At 70.0% G+C, this 21,809-nt stretch carries 19 protein-coding genes and 3 tRNA genes; 12 read left to right on the top strand and 10 right to left on the bottom strand.

Annotated elements, in window-relative coordinates:
- Entirely contained in the window at nucleotides 1-1,233 is a 1,233-nt protein-coding gene (locus AB0J55_RS11040) for a class I SAM-dependent methyltransferase (protein ID WP_364245851.1), read from the bottom strand.
- A gap of 198 nt (nucleotides 1,234-1,431) precedes the next feature.
- On the opposite strand from AB0J55_RS11040, the gene AB0J55_RS11045 reads away from it, so the two are divergent.
- Nucleotides 1,432-1,800, top strand: a complete 369-nt coding sequence (locus tag AB0J55_RS11045) for a YrdB family protein (protein ID WP_364245854.1) — start codon at nucleotides 1,432-1,434, stop codon at nucleotides 1,798-1,800.
- 36 nt (nucleotides 1,801-1,836) lie between these two features.
- On the opposite strand, the gene AB0J55_RS11050 is transcribed toward AB0J55_RS11045, so the two are convergent.
- The gene (locus AB0J55_RS11050; protein ID WP_364245857.1) at nucleotides 1,837-2,709 is read right to left on the bottom strand and encodes an LLM class F420-dependent oxidoreductase; all 873 of its coding nucleotides are present in this window, start codon (nucleotides 2,707-2,709) and stop codon (nucleotides 1,837-1,839) included.
- 40 nt (nucleotides 2,710-2,749) lie between these two features.
- Nucleotides 2,750-3,718 (bottom strand): hypothetical protein, encoded by a 969-nt coding sequence (locus AB0J55_RS11055; RefSeq protein WP_364245859.1) that lies wholly within the window; start codon nucleotides 3,716-3,718, stop codon nucleotides 2,750-2,752.
- A gap of 133 nt (nucleotides 3,719-3,851) precedes the next feature.
- Between AB0J55_RS11055 and htpX the strand changes: the two genes are divergently transcribed.
- Nucleotides 3,852-4,703: a zinc metalloprotease HtpX gene (gene htpX / locus AB0J55_RS11060; protein WP_364245862.1), complete on the top strand. Its 852-nt coding sequence runs from the start codon at nucleotides 3,852-3,854 to the stop codon at nucleotides 4,701-4,703.
- Here the strand turns inward: htpX and rfbA are convergent.
- Both rfbA and AB0J55_RS11070 read right to left on the bottom strand, forming a co-directional pair.
- Nucleotides 4,700-5,581, bottom strand: a complete 882-nt coding sequence (rfbA, locus tag AB0J55_RS11065; protein ID WP_364245865.1) for a glucose-1-phosphate thymidylyltransferase RfbA — start codon at nucleotides 5,579-5,581, stop codon at nucleotides 4,700-4,702. The genes htpX and rfbA overlap by 4 nt on opposite strands.
- Before the next feature lie 51 nt (nucleotides 5,582-5,632).
- A complete protein-coding gene (locus AB0J55_RS11070) occupies nucleotides 5,633-6,757 on the bottom strand; it encodes a sialidase family protein (RefSeq protein WP_364245867.1) in 1,125 nt (374 codons plus the stop codon).
- 146 nt (nucleotides 6,758-6,903) lie between these two features.
- Between AB0J55_RS11070 and AB0J55_RS11075 the strand changes: the two genes are divergently transcribed.
- Complete coding sequence (locus AB0J55_RS11075) at nucleotides 6,904-7,566, top strand: hypothetical protein (protein WP_364245870.1); 663 nt, start codon at nucleotides 6,904-6,906, stop codon at nucleotides 7,564-7,566.
- Nucleotides 7,567-7,879: 313 nt separating this feature from the next.
- On the opposite strand, the gene AB0J55_RS11080 is transcribed toward AB0J55_RS11075, so the two are convergent.
- On the bottom strand, nucleotides 7,880-8,371 hold the full coding sequence (locus tag AB0J55_RS11080) for a YajQ family cyclic di-GMP-binding protein (RefSeq protein ID WP_364245873.1): 492 nt from the start codon (nucleotides 8,369-8,371) through the stop codon (nucleotides 7,880-7,882).
- A gap of 129 nt (nucleotides 8,372-8,500) precedes the next feature.
- Between AB0J55_RS11080 and AB0J55_RS11085 the strand changes: the two genes are divergently transcribed.
- The 3 genes from AB0J55_RS11085 (at nucleotide 8,501) to AB0J55_RS11095 (ending at nucleotide 12,137) form a co-directional block, all read left to right on the top strand.
- Nucleotides 8,501-8,582 (top strand) — tRNA-Tyr (locus AB0J55_RS11085).
- A 459-nt stretch (nucleotides 8,583-9,041) separates the two neighbouring features.
- Nucleotides 9,042-10,790 (top strand): hypothetical protein, encoded by a 1,749-nt coding sequence (locus AB0J55_RS11090; protein WP_364245876.1) that lies wholly within the window; start codon nucleotides 9,042-9,044, stop codon nucleotides 10,788-10,790.
- 516 nt (nucleotides 10,791-11,306) lie between these two features.
- Complete coding sequence (locus tag AB0J55_RS11095) at nucleotides 11,307-12,137, top strand: class I SAM-dependent methyltransferase (protein WP_364245879.1); 831 nt, start codon at nucleotides 11,307-11,309, stop codon at nucleotides 12,135-12,137.
- 64 nt (nucleotides 12,138-12,201) lie between these two features.
- On the opposite strand, the gene lon is transcribed toward AB0J55_RS11095, so the two are convergent.
- From lon to AB0J55_RS11115, 4 genes are all read right to left on the bottom strand, one after another.
- Nucleotides 12,202-14,604, bottom strand: a complete 2,403-nt coding sequence (gene lon, locus AB0J55_RS11100; protein WP_364245881.1) for an endopeptidase La — start codon at nucleotides 14,602-14,604, stop codon at nucleotides 12,202-12,204.
- Nucleotides 14,605-14,704: 100 nt separating this feature from the next.
- A complete protein-coding gene (locus AB0J55_RS11105) occupies nucleotides 14,705-15,556 on the bottom strand; it encodes an SAM-dependent methyltransferase (RefSeq protein WP_364245884.1) in 852 nt (283 codons plus the stop codon).
- On the bottom strand, nucleotides 15,553-16,407 hold the full coding sequence (locus tag AB0J55_RS11110) for an SAM-dependent methyltransferase (RefSeq protein WP_364245886.1): 855 nt from the start codon (nucleotides 16,405-16,407) through the stop codon (nucleotides 15,553-15,555). Before AB0J55_RS11110 ends, AB0J55_RS11105 begins: the two co-directional genes overlap by 4 nt.
- Nucleotides 16,408-16,478: 71 nt before the next feature.
- Nucleotides 16,479-17,417, bottom strand: a complete 939-nt coding sequence (locus AB0J55_RS11115) for a GNAT family N-acetyltransferase (RefSeq protein WP_364245889.1) — start codon at nucleotides 17,415-17,417, stop codon at nucleotides 16,479-16,481.
- Nucleotides 17,418-17,712: 295 nt separating this feature from the next.
- On the opposite strand from AB0J55_RS11115, the gene AB0J55_RS11120 reads away from it, so the two are divergent.
- The 6 genes from AB0J55_RS11120 (at nucleotide 17,713) to AB0J55_RS11145 (ending at nucleotide 21,767) form a co-directional block, all read left to right on the top strand.
- Entirely contained in the window at nucleotides 17,713-20,352 is a 2,640-nt protein-coding gene (locus tag AB0J55_RS11120) for an EAL domain-containing protein (protein WP_364245892.1), read from the top strand.
- An 80-nt stretch (nucleotides 20,353-20,432) separates the two neighbouring features.
- Nucleotides 20,433-20,505 (top strand) — tRNA-Thr (locus tag AB0J55_RS11125).
- Nucleotides 20,506-20,555: 50 nt separating this feature from the next.
- Nucleotides 20,556-20,628 (top strand) — tRNA-Met (locus tag AB0J55_RS11130).
- Between the two features lie 50 nt (nucleotides 20,629-20,678).
- Complete coding sequence (gene rpmG, locus AB0J55_RS11135) at nucleotides 20,679-20,843, top strand: 50S ribosomal protein L33 (protein ID WP_005152047.1); 165 nt, start codon at nucleotides 20,679-20,681, stop codon at nucleotides 20,841-20,843.
- Nucleotides 20,844-20,922: 79 nt separating this feature from the next.
- A complete protein-coding gene (locus AB0J55_RS11140) occupies nucleotides 20,923-21,372 on the top strand; it encodes a MaoC family dehydratase N-terminal domain-containing protein (RefSeq protein ID WP_308678068.1) in 450 nt (149 codons plus the stop codon).
- Nucleotides 21,369-21,767: a MaoC family dehydratase gene (locus tag AB0J55_RS11145; RefSeq protein WP_364245895.1), complete on the top strand. Its 399-nt coding sequence runs from the start codon at nucleotides 21,369-21,371 to the stop codon at nucleotides 21,765-21,767. Before AB0J55_RS11140 ends, AB0J55_RS11145 begins: the two co-directional genes overlap by 4 nt.
- Nucleotides 21,768-21,809: the final 42 nt, after the last annotated feature.

Here is a 21,809-nt window from a genome sequence, read left to right on the forward strand (position 1 = left end):
TCACTGCACCTCGACGATTTCCAGGTGGGGGATCGGGAACACGAGCTTGCCGCCCCAGGACCCGATGTAGGAGAGCTGTCCGGTCAGTTCCTCCCGGAGGTTCCACGGGAGGACGAGCACGTAGTCGGGCCGGTCCGCTTCGATCCGTTCCGGGGGCAGCACCGGGATGCGCGTGCCCGGGGTGAACCGGCCGTGCTTGTACGGATTGCGGTCGACCGTGTACTGCAGCAGGTCCGTCCGGATGCCGCAGTGGTTCAGCAGGGTGTTGCCCTTGCCCGGGGCGCCGTAGCCGACGACGGTCTTCCCGTCGTTGCGCGCCTCGATGAGGAACTTCAGCAGGTCCAGCCGCACACGCGTGACGCGCTCGGCGAACTCGGTGTACCCGGACAGCTCGTGCAGCCCGGCGGACTTTTCGCGCTCCAGGACGTCGGTCATCCGCTCGCTCGGCTCGCCCGCGACGGCGTCGGGACGCGCCCACAGCCGGATCGACCCGCCGTGCGTCGGCAGCAGTTCGACGTCGACGACGGTCAGGCCGCCGGTCGCCAGCGCCCGGCGCGCGGATTCGACCGTGTAGTACTGGAAGTGCTCGTGGTAGATCGTGTCGTACTGGTTCTTTTCGATCAGCGTGAGCAGGTGCTGGACCTCGATGGAGACCCAGCCGTCGTCCGCGACCAGGGCCCGCAGGCCCTTGGTGAAGCCGAGGACGTCGGGGATGTGTGCGTAGACGTTGTTCGCGGCGACGAGATCGGCCGGGCCGTGCTCCTCGCGCACCTGCAGGCCGGTTTCCTCGGAGAGGAAAGCCGTCAGGGTGGGCACGCCGGCGTCGCGCGCCGCCTGCCCGACGTTCACCGAAGGTTCCACGCCCAGACACCGGATGCCGTGCCCGACGACGTGCTTGAGCAGGTAGCCGTCGTTGCTGGCCACCTCGACGACGAACGACTTCTCGCCGAGGCCGAGCCGCTCGACCGCGCCGTCGACGAACCGCTTCGCGTGCTCGACCCACGACGTCGAGAAGGACGAGAAGTACGCGTACTCGGTGAAGGTGTCGTCGGGGTCGATCAGCGGCGGGATCTGGGCCAGCCAGCAGTCGGTGCAGACCTTCAGGTGGAGCGGGAAGGTGGCTTCCGGCTCGTCGAGCTGCTCGGCCGTCAGAAATCGCTCACATGGGGGAGTCGCGCCGAGGTCGACGACGCCGGCCGTGTTTGTCGAACCGCAGAGTCGACATGTGGTCATCTACCAGGCTCCTTGGCTCGCGGTCGCGATATGCACCTGACACGTCGACCGGCGCCGGAAGGTCGTTACAGCGACGCGGGAGGCGCTGGTGGACCGATTCGGAACCGCAACCTGAATGGCCCAAGTGTGGCCAGGATCACCATCTGTGCCCGGTCGTACCCGTAACGTCCACAGTGGACGCGGTCCTAGGCTGGCGGGATGACTTCGGAGCCGACTCCCCGCCTGAGCGGGGTCGCGGGCGTGGTGCTGACGGTCCGCTTCCTGACCGAGCTGGCGCTCCTGGGCGGTCTGGCTCTCGCGGGCACCCAGCTCGGCAGCGGCGTGGCGCTGGCGATCGTCGACGCCGTCCTGCTGCCGGTCGCGGCCGCCGCGCTCTGGAGCCTGTTCATCGCGCCGCGGGCCCGCCGCCGGCTCCCCGAACCGGCTCGCTTCCTGCTGGAGTTCGCGCTCTTCGCGGTGACCGGCGTGGCGCTCGCGCTGGTGGGCTGGCTGGTTGCGGGCATCGCGGTGGCCGTCGTGGGAATCGGCGTAGCGGCGCTGACCCGGTTGGTGGCGAAAGACGGCTGAAGCGCCCTCCCCGCACGCGGCGGGGAGGGCGGGCGGTCAGATCTTCTCGGCCGCGGGGATCACGTCGGTGGCGAACTTCTCCAGGATCGCCGGGTCGTGGACGTGCGGCACCATGCCCAGGGCCACGTCGATGCCCAGGCCGTGCAGCCGCTCCAGCTCGGCCACGAGCTCGCCCGCCTTTTCGCCGTGCTCGCCGATGTCGAGGATGTGGTAGACGGTCTTGGTGATCGAGTCGTAGTCGCGGCCCTCGTTTTCGCAGTGCTGCCGCAGCACGTCCAGCTTGCGCTCCAGCTCCGGGCTGTTGAACAGGTTGCACTGGTCGGCGTACTTGGCGACCAGCCGCAGCGTCTTCTTCTCGCCGCCGCCCCCGATCATGATCGGCGGCCGGGGCTTCGACAGGACCTGCGGCACGTTCAGCAGCCGCCCGGCGTCGAAGTGCTTGCTCTTGAACGGTGCGTCGCCGTCGGCCCACATCTGCAGCACGTACTGGAGGTTCTCCTCCAACAGCTCGAACCGCTCGGCCACCGGCGGGAACGGGAAGCCGAGCCCGCGGGACTCCTCCTCGTTCCAGCCCGCGCCGATGCCGAGGATGGCGCGGCCGCCGGAGAGCACGTCGAGCGTCGTGATCGCCTTGGCCAGCAGGGCGGGGTGCCGGTAGAGGACACCGGTGACGACGGTGAGCAGCCGGGCGCGCTCGGTGTGCGCCGCGATGAAGCCGAGGGTGGTGTACGCCTCGAGCATGTCGTTCTCGGTCGGGCCGACGCCGCCGATCTGGAAGAAGTGGTCCATCACCGCGATGGAGTCGAAGCCGGCCCGGTCGGCGGCGCGGACGACGGCGGCCAGGTCGGCGCCCAGTGCGGACGCCCCGTTCGGCCAGGTGAAGTCGGGGATCTGCAGTCCGAGTTTCATGCTTTCCGACCGTATACCTGGAGTTGCCCCAGCCGCCCGGTCAGAAGTCGCGGACCACGAAGACCCGCCCGTGCAGCGGATCGGTGACCCACACCGCGCGGGTGTGCTGGTCGACGGCGACACCGCCGGGGTTGACGCCCAGCGACAGCTCGCCGCTCAGCGCGCCCGCGCTGCCGTCGACGCGGGTGAGCCCGTTCTGGCCGCCGTTGGTGTAGACCGTGTTCGTGCCCTGGTGCACGGCGAGGGCGGAGGATTCGCTGCGCAGCAACACGGTCTTGCGCTCGGCGTGCGTGACGGCGTCCACAATGGACATGTGGTGGATGCCGGAGTTCGCGACGTAGACCGTACCGCTCGCGTGGTGCACCGCGACGGCGGTCGGGTTGCGCCCCACCTTGACCGACGCCACGAACTTGCCGGCGTCGATCGAGAACACCTCGACGGAGTCGGTGGTGGTGCTCGCGCAGTAGGCCAGCTTGCGGCCGGGGTCGACGCCGATGGCGGTGAGGCTCGGCCGCGGGCCCGGCACGAGCGCGGTCAGCGTGCTGCTGACGCCGTCGAGCTCGGCGAGCGTGCCGGTGCCGCCGCTGACGGCGTAGACGCGGCCGGCCTCCTCGTCGACCGCCAGCGCCGACGCGCCGGCGCCCGCGCCGACCACGCTCACCAGGTCGCGGGTCCGGCCGTCCAGCACCACCACGGTGCCGCCCGGCGGGTTCGCGACGTAGATCCGGCCCGCGGTCGCATCCACCGCGACATCACCCGGCTCGCCGCCGAGGTGGACCACGTCGACGACCGACGCGCTGCGCGGATCGAGCACGGTCAGCGTCCCGGCCTGGGGATCGGTGACGTACCCGAGCCCGGTGACCGGGTTCACCGCCACCGCGGCCGGCGCCCCGCCGACGTCGATCGAGCGGACGGCCGAGGCGTGGGCGGTTCCGGGCCGCACGAAGGCCCCGGCAGCCGCCGTGACCAGCGCGAACAGCGTCCTCCGGGGTAGCCGGCGGCCTGGCATCGGCGCCCTCCGCTCCTGATCAACTCACCTTCCGAGGGTAACCCCCGCCCTCCCCACGTGAAGGAACTTCGCGTCCCCTGATCGCGTTGTTTCCACTGGGTAACCACGGCGAGGCGGACGGAGGCGAGCGGACGTGCACGGACACCAGAACGGACTCAAGACGGCGATGCTGCTCGGCCTGCTGTCGGCGATCATCATCGCGATCAGCGGGCTCTTCGGCCGCGGTGCCCTGGTCATCGGCCTGGTCATCGCGCTCGGGATGAACGCGTTCGCGTACTTCAATTCGGACAAGCTGGCGCTGCGCGCGATGCGGGCGCGGCCGGTGTCCGAGGTCGAGCAGCCCGCGATGTACCGGATCGTGCGCGAGCTCGCGCAGGTCGCCCGCCAGCCGATGCCGCAGCTCTACATCAGCCCGACGGTCGCGCCCAACGCCTTCGCCACCGGCCGCAGCCCGCGCCACGCCGCCGTGTGCTGCACCACCGGCATCCTCGACCTGCTGGACGAGCGGGAGCTGCGGGCCGTCCTCGGTCACGAGCTGTCCCACGTCTACAACCGCGACATCCTGATCTCGTGCGTCGCGGGTGCGCTGGCCAGCGTGATCAGCGTCCTGGCGAACATCGGCCTGTTCTTCGGCGGCAACAACCGCGACGGCAACCCGCTGCTGAGCCTGCTGCTGATCTTCGTCGGCCCGATCGCGGCGGCCGTCATCCGGATGGGGGTGAGCCGGTCTCGGGAGTACCAGGCCGACGCGTCCGGCGCCGAGCTGACCGGCGACCCGCTGGGCCTGGCGTCGGCGTTGCGGAAGCTGGAGGCCGGCACGCGGGCGCGGCCGCTGGTCGCCGAGCCGCAGCTGGTGTCGCAGTCGCACCTGATGATCGCGAACCCGTTCCGCCCGGGCGAGGGCGTCAGCAAGTTGTTCTCGACCCACCCGCCGATCGCCGACCGCATCGCCCGGCTCGAAGAGATGGCGCGCCGGCAGTTCTAGGCGGCGGCTCCGGCCGCGATGGCGACGGCCTTGACGTAGTCGCCGTAGCCGGACTTCGCCAGCTTCTCGCCCAGCGCGTAGCACTCGTCGGCGCTGATGAAGCCCATGCGCAGCGCGATTTCCTCGAGGCACGCGATGCGCACGCCGGTGCGGTGCTCCAGGACCTGGACGAACTGGCCGGCTTCGAGCAGCGAGTCGTGCGTGCCGGTGTCGAGCCAGGCGAACCCGCGGCTGAGCTCCACCAGCGTCGCGCGGTCCTGACGCAGGTAGGTGAGGTTGACGTCGGTGATCTCGAGCTCGCCGCGCGCCGACGGCTTCAGGGCGCGGGAGATGCTGACGACCTCGTTGTCGTAGAAGTACAGCCCGGTGATCGCCTTGTTGGAGCGCGGTTTCGCGGGCTTCTCCTCGATGGTGACCAGCTTGCCCGACTCGTCGACCTCGCCGACGCCGTAGCGCTCGGGGTCCTTCACCGGGTAGCCGAACAGGACGCAGCCGTCGAGCTCGCGCACGGCCTGCTGCAGGCGGCCGGAGAAGCCCTGGCCGTAGAAGATGTTGTCGCCGAGGACGAGGGCCACGTCGTCGTCGCCGATGAAGTCCGCCCCGATCACGAACGCCTCGGCCAGGCCGTTCGGGCTGGGCTGCTCGGCGTAGGAGAACGAGACGCCGAACTGGCTGCCGTTGCCCAGCAGCCGGCGGAACATCGGCAGGTCGGTGGGGGTGGAGATGACGAGGATCTCGCGGATCCCGGCCAGCATCAGCACCGACACCGGGTAGTAGACCATCGGCTTGTCGTAGACGGGGAGCAGCTGCTTCGACACCGCCTGGGTGATCGGGTGCAGGCGTGTCCCGCTGCCTCCGGCCAGCACGATGCCCTTCATGGACGGCCTCCCTCTCGTCGGCGAACTCGGGCCTCACCCTACGTGCCGCCGCTAGAAGACGGATCCCTTACCGAAGTAGGCCTTGCACCCCGAGTTGTCCTCGGTGGCGATCTCGAGCACGTTCCGGCCGTCGTCGACCGGCAGCAGCGTGGAGGAGTAGTTGGGGCAGAAGTTGTTGAAGATGCCGGTGATGGGCACGGGAGCGGGCAGCTCGTACCAGTCGCCGCTGCCGAAATCGTCGTTCGCGAGCAGGACCTGCCCGTTCTGCGGCTGCGGACGGCCCTGCGCGTCGGTGTAGATCTGCCCGACCATGACGATCCGCACGCCGTTCGGGCCGCCCGGGAAGAGGGCGATGGTTTGCGCATGCTGGAAGTAGTTGCCGGACGCGGTGCCGACGCGGGTGCCGGGGTCGGCGGGATCGCCCCAGTTGGCGCCGTCGGCGGAGATCCGGAAGTACGGGTCGCAGTAGCGGTCGCGGAAGTTGCAGATTTCGTAGGCGAGGTAGTACCGGCCGTCGGGGAGCCGCCGGATGACCGGCATGCCGGGCCGCACCCGGTCCGGCGGGATGGCCACGGTGAGCTGCTTGGTGCCCCAGGTCACCCCGTCGGTGGAGGCGACCCGGTTGAGGACCTGCGCGTACTTCGGCGCCTGCGTCTCGTCGGCGAAGTGGAGCCAGAGGGTGCCCCCGGCGTCGACGGTGAACTCGGGTTCCCAGAGGCCGTCGATGTTGTGCGAGCGGGCGGCTTCGGACAGGAAGGTCCACGAGCGCCCGCCGTCCTTGCTGGCCCAGACCCGGATCCCGATGCGGCGCTGGGAACCGGCATCCTGCCGGTAGGACGCGGCCCACAGCAGCGTCCCGGCGCGCAGCTTGCCGACGCGTTCGGGCAGCTCGTAGACGGTCCCGCAGCACATTCCGGACCGCCCCTCGGGGTCCCGGATCTCCCCGATCCGGTGAAACGACTCGCCTTCGTCGGTGCTCTCGAGCACGGGAGCGAACTTGCCTCCGGCGTCTTCGCTGGTCAGCGTGGCGATGATGCGGCCGGAGCGCTCGAGCCGGATCAGCCGCGGGTAGGCACCGTAGCCGGGGACGAGCTGCTGCCGTTCGGCCGCGCCGGCGGGCGTGAGCAGGGAGGCCACGGCCGTGAGCGACAGCACGACAGCGAGCCAGCGACGCATCTCGACCCTCCTCGGTGACTGCGCGATTACAACACGCACCCACCGGACGGGTGGCGCCCCGCCCAGGCGCGTCCGGGTGACGTAACGCAGGGCCGACGGCGGCCGAAAAGATCACCGGGGGCCGCGGTGGCCCACGAGGGGGAACGATGAAATTCCGGCTGGGCTGCCTGCTGCTCGTGGCGTTGACATCGGCGTGCGCACCGTCGACGGGCTACGGAACGATCGTCGCGGACCCGACGACGCACGCGCTGCCGACACCCACGACAACGGCACCTCCGGCCCCGCGGGACGTCCCGACGGAGACCCACACGGGCAAGGGCAGCGGCGAGTTCCAGACGAGCTGGCCCCCGGACCAGCTGGGTTTCTTCACGTTCGACTGCCCGAAGTGCCGCGACAACGTGATCATCGACACGGACGGCGGCGAGCACGGCCTGGTCAACGCCATCGGCGCGTACAAGGGCACGACGTGGATGAACACGGAGCCGGACCGCCCGACGAAGAGGGTGACGGTCCACGCGGACGCGGCCTGGACGGCAACCATCGCGGACTACCGAAGCATCGCAACGGCGGAGAGCGGCAAACCGGCCTCGGGCAAGGGCGACGCGGTCCTGAAGCTCCCGGCGGGGGTGACGCGCATCCAGTTCACGGCCAAGACGCGAGGCAACATCGCCATCTGGTGGATGTCGGAGGACGACCGGGACCTGATCCTCAACCAGATCGGGGACGTCCAGGTGGAGCGCGACGTGAAGGGCCCGGCGTACGTGATGGTGGAGGGCTACGAAGCAAGCTGGACATTGACGCCCGCCTGACCACCCACCCGAGAAAAGCAGAGTGGTGGGCCCGCGGCATCTCGTCGACCTGGCGCAGCCCGATCACGCCGGGTCAAGGGGGCCCAGACAGCGCAAAGGCAACGGTGCACGAGAACGGCCCCCTTGACGCGGCGTGATAGCCCTCGTGGAGGTCGACGAGATGCCGCGCAGCCCACCACGGACGGGAGGCGAGAGCGTCCCCGGCCATCTCGGAGACCTGCCCGTCCGGCGAGGACATCTTTTCCCCACTTGCGCAAGCCGAGGCCGTCCGCTGAATCGCGCGGGCACCCGACCCGGGTGCCCGCGCCCGCGATCACCGGTAGTTCGTGAACTGAAGGGCGATCTCGAAGTCCTTGCCCTTCAGCAGCGCGATGACATCCTGCAGCTGGTCCTTCTTCTTCCCGGAAACCCGCAGCTGATCCCCCTGGATCTGGGCCTGGACCCCCTTCGGCCCCTCGTCCCGGATGAACTTGGCGATCTGCTTCGCCTTGTCCGACGCGATCCCCTGCAGGATCTTCCCGCCGATCTTGTAGATCTTGCCCGACAGCGCCGGCTCGCCCGCCTCGAAGGCCTTCAGGGAGATGTTCCGCTTGATCAGCTTCTCCTTGAACACCTCGACCGCGGCCAGGGCGCGCTCTTCGGTCTCGGACTCGATCGTGAGTGCCTCCTCCCCGGCCCAGCTGATGGTCGTGCCGGTGCCGCGGAAGTCGAACCGGGTGCCCAGCTCCTTGCTCGCCTGGTTGAGCGCGTTGTCCACCTCCTGGCGGTCGACCTTGCTCACGACATCGAAAGAGGGATCCGCCACGTGTCCTCACACCTCGTACTCGCTCGTCAGAGGCCACCCAGCCTAGCCCCTGCCCCCCGACGGGTAACCCGGTTGACCCCCTCGCTACTCCGTTGGGTAAGCTTCTCCCCGGCCGGTGAGACCGGCCTGGGCGGGTTACCCGAGTGGCCAAAGGGGACTGGCTGTAAACCAGTTGGCATTGCCTACGGGGGTTCGAATCCCTCACCCGCCACCCAGCAAAGCGCTCCGTGACCATGACGTTTGTCGGGCACGGAGCTCTTTCGTGTGTACAGCCAGATGCGCCGGTGTGCGGCTATCCGTGGGCTGTACACGGCGCCGGGATCGACGATCGAGCTGCCTCGTCAGACTGATCGCTCGCGCTGCAAGCACCCATAGTTGGCCAAGGGGCGGGCCGGCTTGGATCTCCGCCAGCCGTCGCAACAGCAGGTTGGTCTGTTGCTCCATGAGCCCAGCACGCTCGGCGCTGAGTGCTTCGAACTGGCCATGCGCCGCGAGATTGCGCATTCCAGCATGATTCAAGCTCCTTAACGTCTTGAATGCTGGTCCATTGGGCGGCATCTCCCTAATTCGGACCGTCGTGGAGGGAGCCACATCTGTGGCGGGTGTATCCACTGAGTTGGGGTGAGCCGTCAGATGTCACATTCCGTAGCATGACGTCGACTATGGTGATGTGGACGAGATGCAGCCGTCACCCATGCTGACCGACCTAACAGAGCTTGAGCAACAGGTGGTCGACGCCGCCCGCCGTGGGGAAGTCGCCAGACCTGCCATCGCTATGATGGTGGAGAAGCTGGCGGTCACTGACAACCCCGAACTGCAGGTACGAGCCGAACTTCTTCGTGAATTGCTCCGTGGCCTGCGTGGGGATCTCGACCCCCGCGGAATCCAGGTAGGCGGTGTGCGTGTCGTCGGAAAGCTTGACCTCGATCACGTCGCCGCCACCACCGGCCTGGACTTGTTCCGTTGTGCGCTCCCGGACGGCATCGCTTGCCGACACGCGCAGCTTCGCTACCTGTACCTGAACGACAGCCTGCTTACATACCTGGACGCCGATGGCCTCCGAACCGACAGCAACTTGTTCATGCGGGACGCCACCGTCACCGGTACCGGAGAAAAAGGTGCGATCCGGCTGCTCGGCGCCCACATCGCCGGCGAACTCAGCCTTAGCCGAGTCGCTATCACCAACACCACCGGCCCCGCACTGACGGCCGACAGCCTCCGCGTCGACGACGGCCTGTTCATGACGGATGCCACCGTCACCGGCACTGGGCAAAGCGGTGCGATCCGGCTGCTCGGCGCCCACATCGCCGGCCAACTCGGCATGGGCCACGTCACCATCACCAACACCACCGGCCCCGCACTGACCGGCGACGGCCTCCGCGTCGACGACGGCCTGTTCATGCGGGATGCCACCCTCACCGGCACCGGAGAAAGTGGTGCGATCCGGCTGCTCCGGGCCCACATCGCCGGCCAACTCGGCATGGACCACGCCACCATCACCAACACCACCGGCCCCGCACTGGCCGCCGACAGCCTCCGCGTCGATAGCGGCCTGTTCATGACGGATGCCACCGTCACCGGCACCGGAGAAAGTGGTGCGATCCGGCTGCACTCTGCCCGCATCAACGGCCAAGCTGCCCTTGGGGTGTCCAGGCTGGACAACAGCCTAGGTCCGCTCCTCGTACTGTCTGAGGCGCAGATCACCGGGGCCTTGTTCCCGCCAACAGTGGTGTGCCCGGCCGGCATTCAGGGGGCCAGCCGCCACGGTTGCCCTGACAGCGCCCGCACCATCACAGCCCACGGATTGACCTACCCCAGCCTGCGGGGGCTTTCGTGGCGTCAGTGGCTGCACCTACTGGTCGACCACACGGAGACCTACTGGCCCCAGCCCTTCCAACAACTCGCCGCGACCGAACGCGCCGCCGGCCACGACAACAACGCCCGCGAAGTCCTGATCACCCAGCAACACGAACTCCGTCGCCGCGCCCCTGAGGCACTGGGCAACCGACTCGCCCGCGCGCGACATGCGCTGTGGGGCTGGCTCGGCCGCTACGGCTACCGCGCCCACCGTCTCGTCACCGCCCTCGCTGTCGTCCTCACCCTCGCCGCCGCCCTCAGCGTGCTCGCCGGGCACGTCACCACTCACCCCGGCCACCACGCCGCCGAACGCGTCCCACCCGCCGCCGCAAGACCCGACGCCCCCGGCGCACCCTGTTCGCCCGTCGAACTCGTCGGCCTCGGCATCGACCGTGGCCTCCCCCTTGGCACCACCGGCATCCGCGCCCACTGCGACCTCGACACCACCACCGGCTGGGGCCAAACCTTCACCGTCATCCTCTGGGTGCTCCAAGCCCTCCTTTGGGGCCTGGCCACCCTGGCCATCGCCGCCTACACCGGCCTCGTCCGCAAACCCACCTGACCCCTGTGTTGCAACGGTGGGGCCCCGGTCCCTGAAACCTGTCCTTGGACGACGCAAACCACGTCGCCGCCTCCTGATCGCAGGGTCGAGCTCAGAGCCGGTTACCCGCCACCCACTGGAAGAGCCCCGCACCACGGACGCAAGCCGTAGTGCGGGGCTTCTTTTGTGTGTGCGTCCGGCGCTGCCGGGCCGTCCGAACGGACCAGTCGTATTACCCGTTCTGGTGCGGTCAATTCCGGAATTGGTTTCACGCCGTGACTACTGTCCATTTTCGACAGCTCGACCACGGCATCGAGCCTGTTCGTCGGCTATGCGTTATTTGAGGGATATCGACCGGTGATCGGTGCGCTGTCCGGTAACGCGGCGGCTCGGGTTACTCGGATCGTCGATTCGGGGGAAGATTCACTCCGCCTTTCGCCTTGATTTCACGAAAACAGTAACGCATTTCTTGAGCGACTCGACCCCAGTCGGGGGCACAGGCTTCCGGGGAATTCCGCTGAGCCGTTGGAGGAGCACATGTCCATTCCCGTGACGTTGCGACCGGCCCGCGAGGAGCTGGTGCGGGTGCAGTACGCCGAACCCGAGCTCGTCGCCGGCTACGCGAACGACCACGCCGGATGGGGACCCACCGCGCGCTACCACCATTCGCGGCGCTACGCCATCGACCAGGTGCTGGCCGGCTGCCCCGGCGGGGAGCTGCTCGACGTCGGGTGCGGGCCCGGGATGATGGTGCGCCACCTGCTCGACACGCGGCCCGGGGACTTCCGCATCACCGCGTGCGACCAATCGCCGGCCATGATCGAGGCCGTCGCGGCGCGGGCCGGGGAGAACGTGAAACTTTCTGTGGGCGACATCCAGGAAATGCCCTTCGGCGACCGGCAGTTCGACGTCGTCCTCGCGATGGGCGTCCTCGAATACACCGACGCCGTGCTGGCGCTGCACGAGGTCGCGCGGGTCACGCGGCCCGGTGGGCTCGTCGTGGCGACCATGCTCAACCCGCGGAGCCCGTACCGGCTCTTCGAATGGGGCGTCTTCTGGCCCGCCCGCCGCACCCTCGGCGCGCTCGAACGGCTCGTCGGCGTCCCGCCCTCGAGACGGCACGGAGCTCGGCGCACCGGGATCGTCGCGCTGACGCCGCGGCGCCTGCGGGAACTCCTGTGGCGCGCCGGTCTGCAACCGGAGGAGGTCATCGCCTACGACGTCACCGCGACGGTGCCGCCGTTCGACCGGCTGGTCCGCCGCCGCGACCGCTCGTGGCGGGCGCACCCCGAGAAGACGATCGCGCGCGGCGCCAAGCGCTGGCTCGGCACTGGCTACCTGGTCGCCGCCCGGAAGCTTCGCGGATAAGGGGGAACGGCCGGTTTCCCTCGCGGGAGAGGGAAACCGGCCGTCCTGGCGGCGGCGCTCGGGGTTACGCCGCCTGGGAAACCGGCGTCGAAGCCGGGGTCAGGGCGAGGTCGAGGACCTCGCGGACGTTGGCCACCGCGTGCACGTCCAGCTCGGCCAGCACCTCGGCCGGGACGTCGTCCAGGTCCGGCTCGTTGCGCTGCGGGATGATCACCGTCTTCATCCCCGCCCGGTGCGCCGCCAGCAGCTTCTGCTTCACGCCGCCGATCGGCAGGACGCGCCCGGTCAGCGACACCTCGCCGGTCATCGCGACGTCCGCGCGAACCACCCGGCCCGAGAGCAGCGACGCCAGCGCCGTCGTCATCGTGACGCCCGCCGACGGCCCGTCCTTCGGGACCGCGCCCGCCGGGACGTGCACGTGGATGCCGCGCTTGCGCAGGTCGCCCACCGGCAGCTCCAGCTCCGCGCCGTGCGAACGCAGGTAGGACAGCGCGATCTGCACCGACTCCTTCATCACGTCGCCGAGCTGGCCGGTCAGCTGCAGGCCGGACGCGCCGGACTCCTCGTCGGCCAGCGACGCCTCGATGTAGAGGACGTCACCGCCGGCGCCGGTCACCGCCAGGCCGGTCGCCACGCCCGGGGTCGCCGTGCGCTGCGTCGACGCCGGCAGCGACGACTCCGGGATGTGCCGCGGGCGGCCCAGGTAGTCCGGGAGGTCGGGCGCATCGATCGTCAGCGGCAGCGAGACCTCGTCCAGCGCCACCTTGGTCGCGACCTTCCGCAGCACCTTGGCGATGGTCCGGTTCGCGTCGCGCACGCCCGCCTCGCGGGTGTACTCGGCGGCGATCCGGCTGAACGCCGCGTCCGTCACCACGACGTCCGACGTGCCCAGCCCGGCGCGCTCCAGCTCGCGGGGGAGCAGGTGGTCGCGGGCGATGGTGACCTTCTCGTGCTCGGTGTAGCCGTCCAGCGTGACGAGCTCCATGCGGTCCAGCAGCGGGCCGGGGATGGTCTCCAGCGCGTTGGCGGTGGCCAGGAACACGACGTCGGACAGGTCCAGCTCGACCTCGAGGTAGTGGTCGCGGAACGTGTGGTTCTGCTCCGGGTCCAGCACTTCGAGCAGCGCCGCGGTCGGGTCGCCGCGGTAGTCGGCGCCGACCTTGTCGATCTCGTCGAGCAGCACGACCGGGTTCATCGAGCCGGCCTCCTTGATGGCGCGGACGATCCGGCCGGGCAACGCGCCGACGTAGGTGCGGCGGTGGCCGCGGATCTCCGCCTCGTCGCGGATGCCGCCCAGTGCGACGCGGACGAACTTGCGGCCCATGGCCTTCGCGACCGACTCACCCAGCGACGTCTTGCCGACCCCGGGAGGGCCCGCGAGGGCGAGCACGGCACCGGAACGACGTCCGCCGACCGGGCCGAGACCCGACTCCGCGCGACGCTTCCGGACGGCCAGGTACTCGATGATGCGTTCCTTGACGTCGTCCAGACCGGCGTGGTCGGCGTCCAGAACGGCCCGCGCCGCGGCGATGTCGTAGACGTCCTCGGTCCGCTCGTTCCAGGGCAGTTCCAGGACGGTGTCCAGCCAAGTGCGGATCCAGCCGCCCTCGGGGGACTGCTCGGACGTCCGGTCCAGCTTGTCCACTTCGGCCAGTGCGGCCTTCTTGACCGCGTCGGGGAGTTCGGCGGCCTCGACGCGGGCGCGGTAGTCCGTCTCGTCGGCGGTGCCGTCGAGCTCGCCGAGCTCCTTGCGGATGGCTTCGAGCTGGCGGCGCAGCAGGAACTCCTTCTGCTGCTTCTCCATGCCCTCGGCGACGTCCTTGCGGATCGTGTCGGTGACTTCGAGCTCGGCGAGGTGCTCCTTGCTCCACTCGAGCGCCTTCTCCAGGCGCGCGCTGACGTCGAGCGTGGTCAGCAGCTCGAGCTTCTGCTCAGTGGACAGGTACGGCGCGTTGCCGGACAGGTCGGCGACCGCGGAAGCGTCCTCGACCTGCTGGACGGCGTCGATCAGCTGCCAGCCGCCGCGCTGCTGGAGGATCGAGATGACGACGGCCTTGTACTCGGCCGCGAGCTGCGCGGTCCGGTCGTCGGTGGTCTCGGGGGCGTCCTCGGCGTGCACCCAGCGGGCGGCGCCGGGGCCGTCGGCGATCCGGCCGACGAGCGCGCGGCCGGTGCCGCGCAGCAGGACGGCGGCCTTGCCGCCGGGCACGCGGCCGATGCGCTCGACCGTGGCGACGGTGCCGAAGCCGGCGTACTCACCGTGGGCGCGCGGGACGAGCAGGACCTCGGCCTTGGTGGCCGCGGAAGAGCGGATGCCGGGAAAGGACGCCTGGCTCGGCGTCTTGGCCTGGGCGGACTCCACCGCGGCCCGCGTCTCGGTGTCGCTCAGGTCGAGCGGGACGACCATGCCCGGCAGGACGACGTCGTCGTCGAGCGGGAGCACGGGCAGGAGGCGGGTGTCGGACATGTGCACTCCTCGGTTAGTTGAGTCTGCCTAGCTCAACTCTCCGATGGGTGTGTTTGTTTCCGATGGTGCGTTCGCCCAGAGCGATCAGGAAAAGCGCAGGTCAGAGAGCGGGCCGACGCGCGACGGCGCACCAGGCGAAGGGCCGCGTCTCGAGGTCGATCGGGGTCGGCGGGGTGGCGGGACGCCAGTCCGGCAACGATGTCAGCCCCGGCGGGAGCAGCGGCCAGCCGCCGAACCAGGGAAGCAGCTCCTCGGCCGAGCGCAGCCACGCCGGGTTCGACGTGTCCCGGTAGGCGTCGACGAACCGCCGGACCTCGGCGGCGCGGTCCGGCGGGGCGTCGTCGCGGCACGCGGCGTGCGACAGCGCCAGCCAGCTGCCCGGCGCGAGCGCGTCCCGGTAGGTGGCCACCAGCCCCGCCGGGTCGTCGGACGGCCCGATGAAGTGCATGACGGTGATCAGCAGCAGGCACACCGGCCGCGACCAGTCGATCAGGTCCTGCGTCACCGGGTCGCCGAAGATCTCCTTCGGGCGGCGGATGTCCCGCTCGACGAGCCCCGCCCAGCCCGACGCGCCTTCGCGTTCGAGGATCAGCCGCGAATGCGCCGCGGCCACCGGCTCGTAGTCGACGTAGACCACCGACGCCCGCTCGCCGCCGGGGAGGCGGTCGCGCACGATCTCGTGCACGTTCCCGGCCGTCGGCACACCCGAGCCGAGATCGACGAACTGGCGGATGCCCGCGTCCACCGCCGCGGAGACGACCCGGTTCATGAACGCCCGGTTCTGCCGCGAGATCGGCCGGATCAGCGGCCACAGCTTCTCCACGCGGCGGCCGAACTCGCGGTCGACCGCCCAGTGGTGCGTGCCGCCGAGGTACCAGTCGTAGACGCGGGCGGCGGACGGCTTTTCGATGTCCACCCCCGCCGGAGCGATCGGCGCGGCTTCGCCGCTCATACTGCAGGCTTCTCCGCGACGGCACACCAAGCGAACGGGCGGGCTTCCGCCTCCAGGGCGTTGATCTTCCGGTCCGGCCGCCAGTCCGGCAGGTGCACGATGCCCGGTTCCAAGAGCCGCCAGTCGCCGAAGAGCGGCTCGATTTCTTCGCGGTTGCGCAGCCAGACCGGGTTGCTCGTCTTGCGGTACTGCTCGACGAACCAGCGCAGCCCCTCCAGGTGCGGCCCGCTGCCGTCGCCCTCGCTCATCTGCGAAATCGCCAGCCAGCTGCCCGGCGCGAGCGCGTCCCGGTACGCCGCCAGCAGCCCCTCCGGGTCGTCGTCGGGCCCGACGAAGTGCAGCACCGCCGCCATGATCAGGCAGACCGGCTGCGAGAAGTCGATCAGCCGCCGCGTCTCTTCGGCGCGCAGCACGGACTTCGCGTCCCGCATGTCGGCCTGGACGATGCCGGCCCAGTCGGTCGCCATGCCCTCTTCGAGGATGAGCGTCGCGTGGGCGACGGCGACCGGCTCGTAGTCGACGTACACGACCTTCGCGTCGTGGTCCTCGGGCAGCTCGGCCTCGACGACCTCGTGCACGTTGCCGGCCGTCGGCACGCCCGAGCCGAGGTCGATGAACTGCCGGATCCCGGCCCGCAGCGCCGCGCGCACCGCGCGGTTCATGAACTCGCGGTTCTGCTTCGACCCGGGGCGCACCAGCGGCCACTGCTGTTCCATGCGCCGGCCGAACTCGCGGTCCACGGCCCAGTTCTGCGTGCCGCCCAGGTACCAGTCGTAGATCCGGGCCGCGGACGGCTTCTCGGTGTCGACGCCCTCGGGCGCTCTCGGTGCGGAATCCCGCTGGTCGGTCACTTCCGGCTCCCCTCGCTGCTGGCGAGGTTCAGCCTATAAGCCCAGGGCAACCGCAGTAATCCTCCAGTAGTTCACCGAACAGCCGGTCGACGCTGCCAGTACGTCCACAGCGGCCGGTAGCCCTGCGCGTACCAGAACGGCGTCGACAGGGGGTTCGCCGCCGCGTGGTGCAGCAGGACGACGTCCGCGCCCTCCTCGTCGAGGACGTGGTGGGCGTGCGCGGCCAGCGCGGTGCCGACGCCGGACGACCGCGCGGTCTCCGCGACGGCCAGCGACGACAGGTAGCCGACGCGGCCCGCGGCGACGCGGTCGCTGATCCAGCCGGTCTCGCCGGGGTGCTGGACGTTCACCATGCCCAGCGGACGGCCGTACAGCTCGGCGATCCACAGCGGCGGCTCCGGGCGGTTCAGCTGCTCCGCGAGGTCCTTGGCCATGATGTCCTCGACGCCCTTGCGGAAGTTGACCGTGCCGTACTGCGCGTCGAACGTGTGCAGCTCCAGGCCCAGCTCGACGGCGGTTTCGAGGTCACCCGGCTCGGCGCGGCGGATCTTGACGCCGGGTGTGCCGCGCGGGCCGGCCGGGATCATCCGCTCCGCCGGGCGGACCGCGATCACCCGCAGCGGCGCGAAGCCGTGGTGCAGCATTTCGCGCGTGCCGGCGGCGTCGCGACTCGCCCGCGGGACGATCGCCGCCGTCTCCGTGTCGCCCGGCTCGGCGACGGCCCGCAGATGTTCATCCCATCGGGTGAGCAGGGCGTCGAGGGCTTCAGCCGGCCGCGGGCCGGCGAGCTGAAGGTCCAGGCGGTGCTCGGTCAGCGCCCGCCACGGCGCATTGGGCGCGTCCTGGTCGACCTGGATGCGCGAGGCGAGGGCGGACGCGGCGGAGTCGCCCGTCGCCACCTCCAGGACCACGGCGTTTTCCGCCGCCTCGAAGGGAGTGGAACCGGGGAGCAGGGAGTCCACCGCCGCGAGCCGCGCCGCGTGTTCGGTGGCAATCACGTCGCTGTGCATGGGGCCATTGAAGCGCTATGCGGCCCAGCGTGTGCAGGGGAACCGCCGGAGTTACGACACCACCACATCCGGGGGTTCCGGGTGGCGGAGCCCCCGGCCCGGGGCGAAGCCCCGGTCGTCACAGTTTCACCCTCTGGTCCACGCAGGTCAGCGCGTTCGAGGCATTGTTAACCCTGGGGTGATCTCCTACTGTCTCGAAAGGGACACGGGTACGCCCTACGGGGTACGGTATGGCCCCTGTCCACACCCGAAGTCACGGATCAGCACCGGTGGACAAGCCGGGAGGGAAGGTCGGATGCCGGACACCAACGCCCACGGCGACGCCGTCGCACAGGCGCAGCCCGGGCCGGGAGCCGCTTCCGGGACACCGCCCGTCTCCGCCGAAGCCCGCACCGACGAGCGCCGGTTCCGCGTCTACACCTTCGCCGTCCTGAGCCTCGGGATTGTCGCCGCGTTCGCGGTCGGCTCGTGGCTGCCGTTCGAGTGGAACGACCGGCTGCTGTGGATCGGGCCGGTGCTCGCGGTCGCCTTCCTGCTCGCCGAACAGCTCGGCATCAACGTCGACGTCCGCAGCGGCATCTCCTGGACCATCTCCTTCACCGAGATCCCGCTCGTCATCGGCTTCTTCATCGCCCCGTTCGAGGTCGTGCTGGCCGCGCACCTGGTCGCCGGGATCGGCACGCTGCTCGCGCGGAAGGTCGCCGGCCGCGTCCTCTACAACGCGGGCGCGTTCCTGCTGGAGATCACCGGCGCCTTCGCGGTCGCCGGGCTGGTCAAGCACGCCGTCGGGACCGGCGACAAGATCCCGTGGGTCGCGGCACTGGCAGGCACCCTGACCGCGCCGCTGGTGAGCACGCTGCTCGCCCTGGCCGCGGTCCGTGTGCTGCGCCGCCGGATGCGGGTCAGCACCGCGGTCCGGCTCACCGGGCGGATCCTGGTCGTCGGGTTCGTCAACGCGTCCGTCGGCCTCTCCGGCTACCTCGTCATCTCCAGCACGCCCAAGGCGTGGCCGCTCGTGCTCGCCGTCTTCCTCGGCCTCACCGCGCTGTACTGGGCGTACTCGGATCTGCTGCGCGAGCAGCGGGACATGGAGGCGCTCTCGGACGTCAGCCTGATGGTGGCCCGCTCCGGCCAGCAGGCCGCGGCCCGCCCGGCCAGCCGCGCGGACGAGCTCGTCGGCGGCGTCGACGTCCGCGAATGGGCGACGATCGCCGAGCGCATCAAGGACCAGCTCGCCGCCGGCCGCGTGGTGCTGCGGCTCCGGCTGGAACCGAAGGACACCATGCGGGTCGTGGTCGCGGGCGACGACCTGCCGCCCGCCGACCCGGCCGCCGACGACCCGCTGCTGCGCCTGCCCGGCGCGCACGTCCGGCACTTCCGGATCACCGAGGCCAACCCCGACGTCCGCGCGGCGCTGCTCGACCGCGGTGCGCAGGAGGCGCTCGTCGTGCCGCTGCGCAGCGCGAACCGGCTGCTCGGCGTCGTCGAAGCGCACGACCGGCTGTCCCGCTGGCGCGGCTTCGGCAAGTACGACGTCCAGCTGCTCGGCACGATGGCCAGCCACCTGGCGACGTCGCTGGACAACCGGCGGCTGCTGGCGACGCTGCGCCACGACGCCTACCACGACCCGCTCACCGGGCACCTCAACCGGCCGGGCTTCCGGCAGGTGGCGAAGGAGCCGCTGCGGGACTTCGCCAACGCTGTGGTGCTGCGAATCGACCTCGACGTCTTCTCCACGGTCAGCGACGCGCTCGGCTACGCCTGGGCCGACCGGATGGTCGTCGCCGCGGGCCGCCGCATCCGCGACGCGCTCGGCCCCGACGTCCCGCTCGCCCGGCTCGAAGGCGCGTCCTTCGCGGCGCTGCTCGTCGGCTGCCCGCCGGAGGACGCCCACCAGGCGGCCGAGCGGCTGCGCGAAGAGCTGTCGGCGCCGTATCCGGTCGACCGGCTGTCGGTCGAGGCGAACGCGATGATCGGCTACGCGACGACGTCGGCGGAGGAACCCGGCGACGTCGTCGACATCGAGGGCCTGCTGCAGCGGGCGGACGTGGCGGTGCGCGCGACGAAGGGCGGCGAAGAGGTCCGCGGCTACGTGCCGAGCATGGGCCAGATCTTCCTGCGGCGCTTCCAGATGGTCACGCAGTTCCGGCAGTCCCTCGAGGACGGCCAGGTCAGCGTGCACTACCAGCCGAAGATCACCCTGCCGAACCGGCAGGTGCAGGGGGTCGAAGCGCTGGTCCGCTGGGTGCACCCGGAGTTCGGCAGGCTCGGCCCGGACGAGTTCGTCCCGGCCATCGAGGCGGCCGGCCTGATCGGCGTCCTGACCGGGTTCGTGCTCGGCGAGGCGCTCAAGCGCTGCCGCAAGTGGCTCGACGAGGGCCTGCGGATTTCGGTCGCGGTCAACCTGTCGGTGCGCAACCTCGCCGACGAGGACTTCCCGAACAAGGTGGCTCGCGAGCTGGAGCACTACGGCATCCCGCCCGAGCTGCTGACGTTCGAGCTGACCGAGTCCGGGGTGATGTCCGACCCGCAGAAGGCGCTGCCGATCCTGCGCGAGCTGCACTCGCTGGGCATCACCCTCGCCGTGGACGACTTCGGGACCGGGTACTCGTCGCTGGCGTACCTGCGGCAGCTGCCGGTCGACCAGGTGAAGATCGACAAGAGCTTCGTCCTCGGGATGGGGACGGACCTCGGCGACCTGGCGGTCGTGCGCTCGATCGTCGAGCTCGGGCACTCGCTCGGGCTGACGGTGGTGGCCGAGGGCGTCGAGGAGGACGTGGCGCGCGACCAGCTCGAGGCGATGGGGTGTGACGTCGCCCAGGGCTACCTGATCTCGCGGCCGCTGCCCGAGGACCGGCTGGAGGCGTGGCTGCAGGCCCGGACCGCGCGCTCGCCGGGGCGGCACTCGGAGACCGTTTTGACCCTGCTGACCTGAGGTTTTGCGGTTTGGGGACCCCGGTTGCACGGGCGGGTGACGGCCCTTGCTAATCTTTCCAAGTCCTCGCGAGAGGCCAGGCCCCTTTAGCTCAGTCGGCAGAGCGTCTCCATGGTAAGGAGAAGGTCTACGGTTCGATTCCGTAAAGGGGCTCTCGACCTCAGCCGCGTCACGCCTGCGTGTCGCGGCTTGGGTCATGTAAGGGCGGTGTAGCTCAGTTGGCAGAGCAAGCGGCTCATAATCGCTGTGTCGCCGGTTCAAGTCCGGCCACCGCTACGCGGTAACGACGGGGCTGGCCCCCGGGACCTGAGAGAGAAGGAAACGCTGTGGCTGCCACCGACGTGCGACCCAAGATCACGCTGGCGTGCGAAGAGTGCAAGCACCGCAACTACATCACCAAGAAGAACCGGCGCAACAACCCGGATCGCCTGGAGATGAAGAAGTTCTGCCCGAACTGCGGTACGCACCGGACGCACAAGGAAACCCGCTGACGTAGCGCGTTCACACCAGCTCGAAGAAGCCGCCCGGGATTGCCCCGGGCGGCTTCTCGCTGTTGGTAGCCTCGTCGCCGTGCCCTTGGACCAGTCGTTCACCGGGCGGAGCTATCCGCCGCAGACCAGCTACGAAGTGAGCCGGGAGAAGATCCGGGAGTTCGCCGACGCGATCGGCGACGCGAACCCGGTCTACCGCGACCCGGAGGCGGCCCGCGAGGCCGGTCACCCGGACGTGATCGCCCCGCCGACGTTCCTCACGATCATCAACCTCGCCTCGATCAACGCGATCGTCGCCGACCCCGAGCTCGGCCTCGACTACTCGCGGATGGTCCACGGCGACCAGGGCTTCACCTACACGCGCCCGGTGTTCGCCGGCGACGTCCTCGAGGTGACGACCCACATCGACGCGATCATGGCCCGCGCCGGCAACGACTTCATCAACCTGCGCGCGGACATCACCGACGCCGCGGGCCAGAAGGTCTGCACCACCCGCGCGCAGCTGGTGGTCCGAGGGGAGACGGCGTGAACACCGGGGACGAACTGCCCGCCCTCGAGGTCCGGATCACCCGCGAGCAGCTGGTCCGCTACGCCGGCGCGGCACTGGACTTCAACCCGATCCACTGGAACGAGGCGTTCGCGAAGGACGTCGGCCTCCCGGACGTGATCGCGCACGGGATGCTGACGATGGCGGTGGCGGGGCGAGTCGTCACCGACTGGCTCGGCGACCCGGCCCGGCTGGTCGACTTCAGCGCTCGCTTCACGCGGCCGGTCGTGGTGCCGAACACGCCCGAGGGCGCGCTGGTGGAGATCACCGGCAAGGTCGCGGACGTCAAGGACGACGGCATTGCGCGGATCGACCTCGTGGTGAAGTTCGACGGGAAGACCGTGCTGGGCAAGCCCCAGGCCCTGGTCCGCTACTGACGGGTCGTGAGTGAGAAACAGTGTTGGAACACTGTTTCTCAC

Source organism: Amycolatopsis sp. NPDC049688 (genome assembly GCF_040674975.1).
Taxonomy (GTDB): Bacteria; Actinomycetota; Actinomycetes; order Mycobacteriales; family Pseudonocardiaceae; genus Amycolatopsis.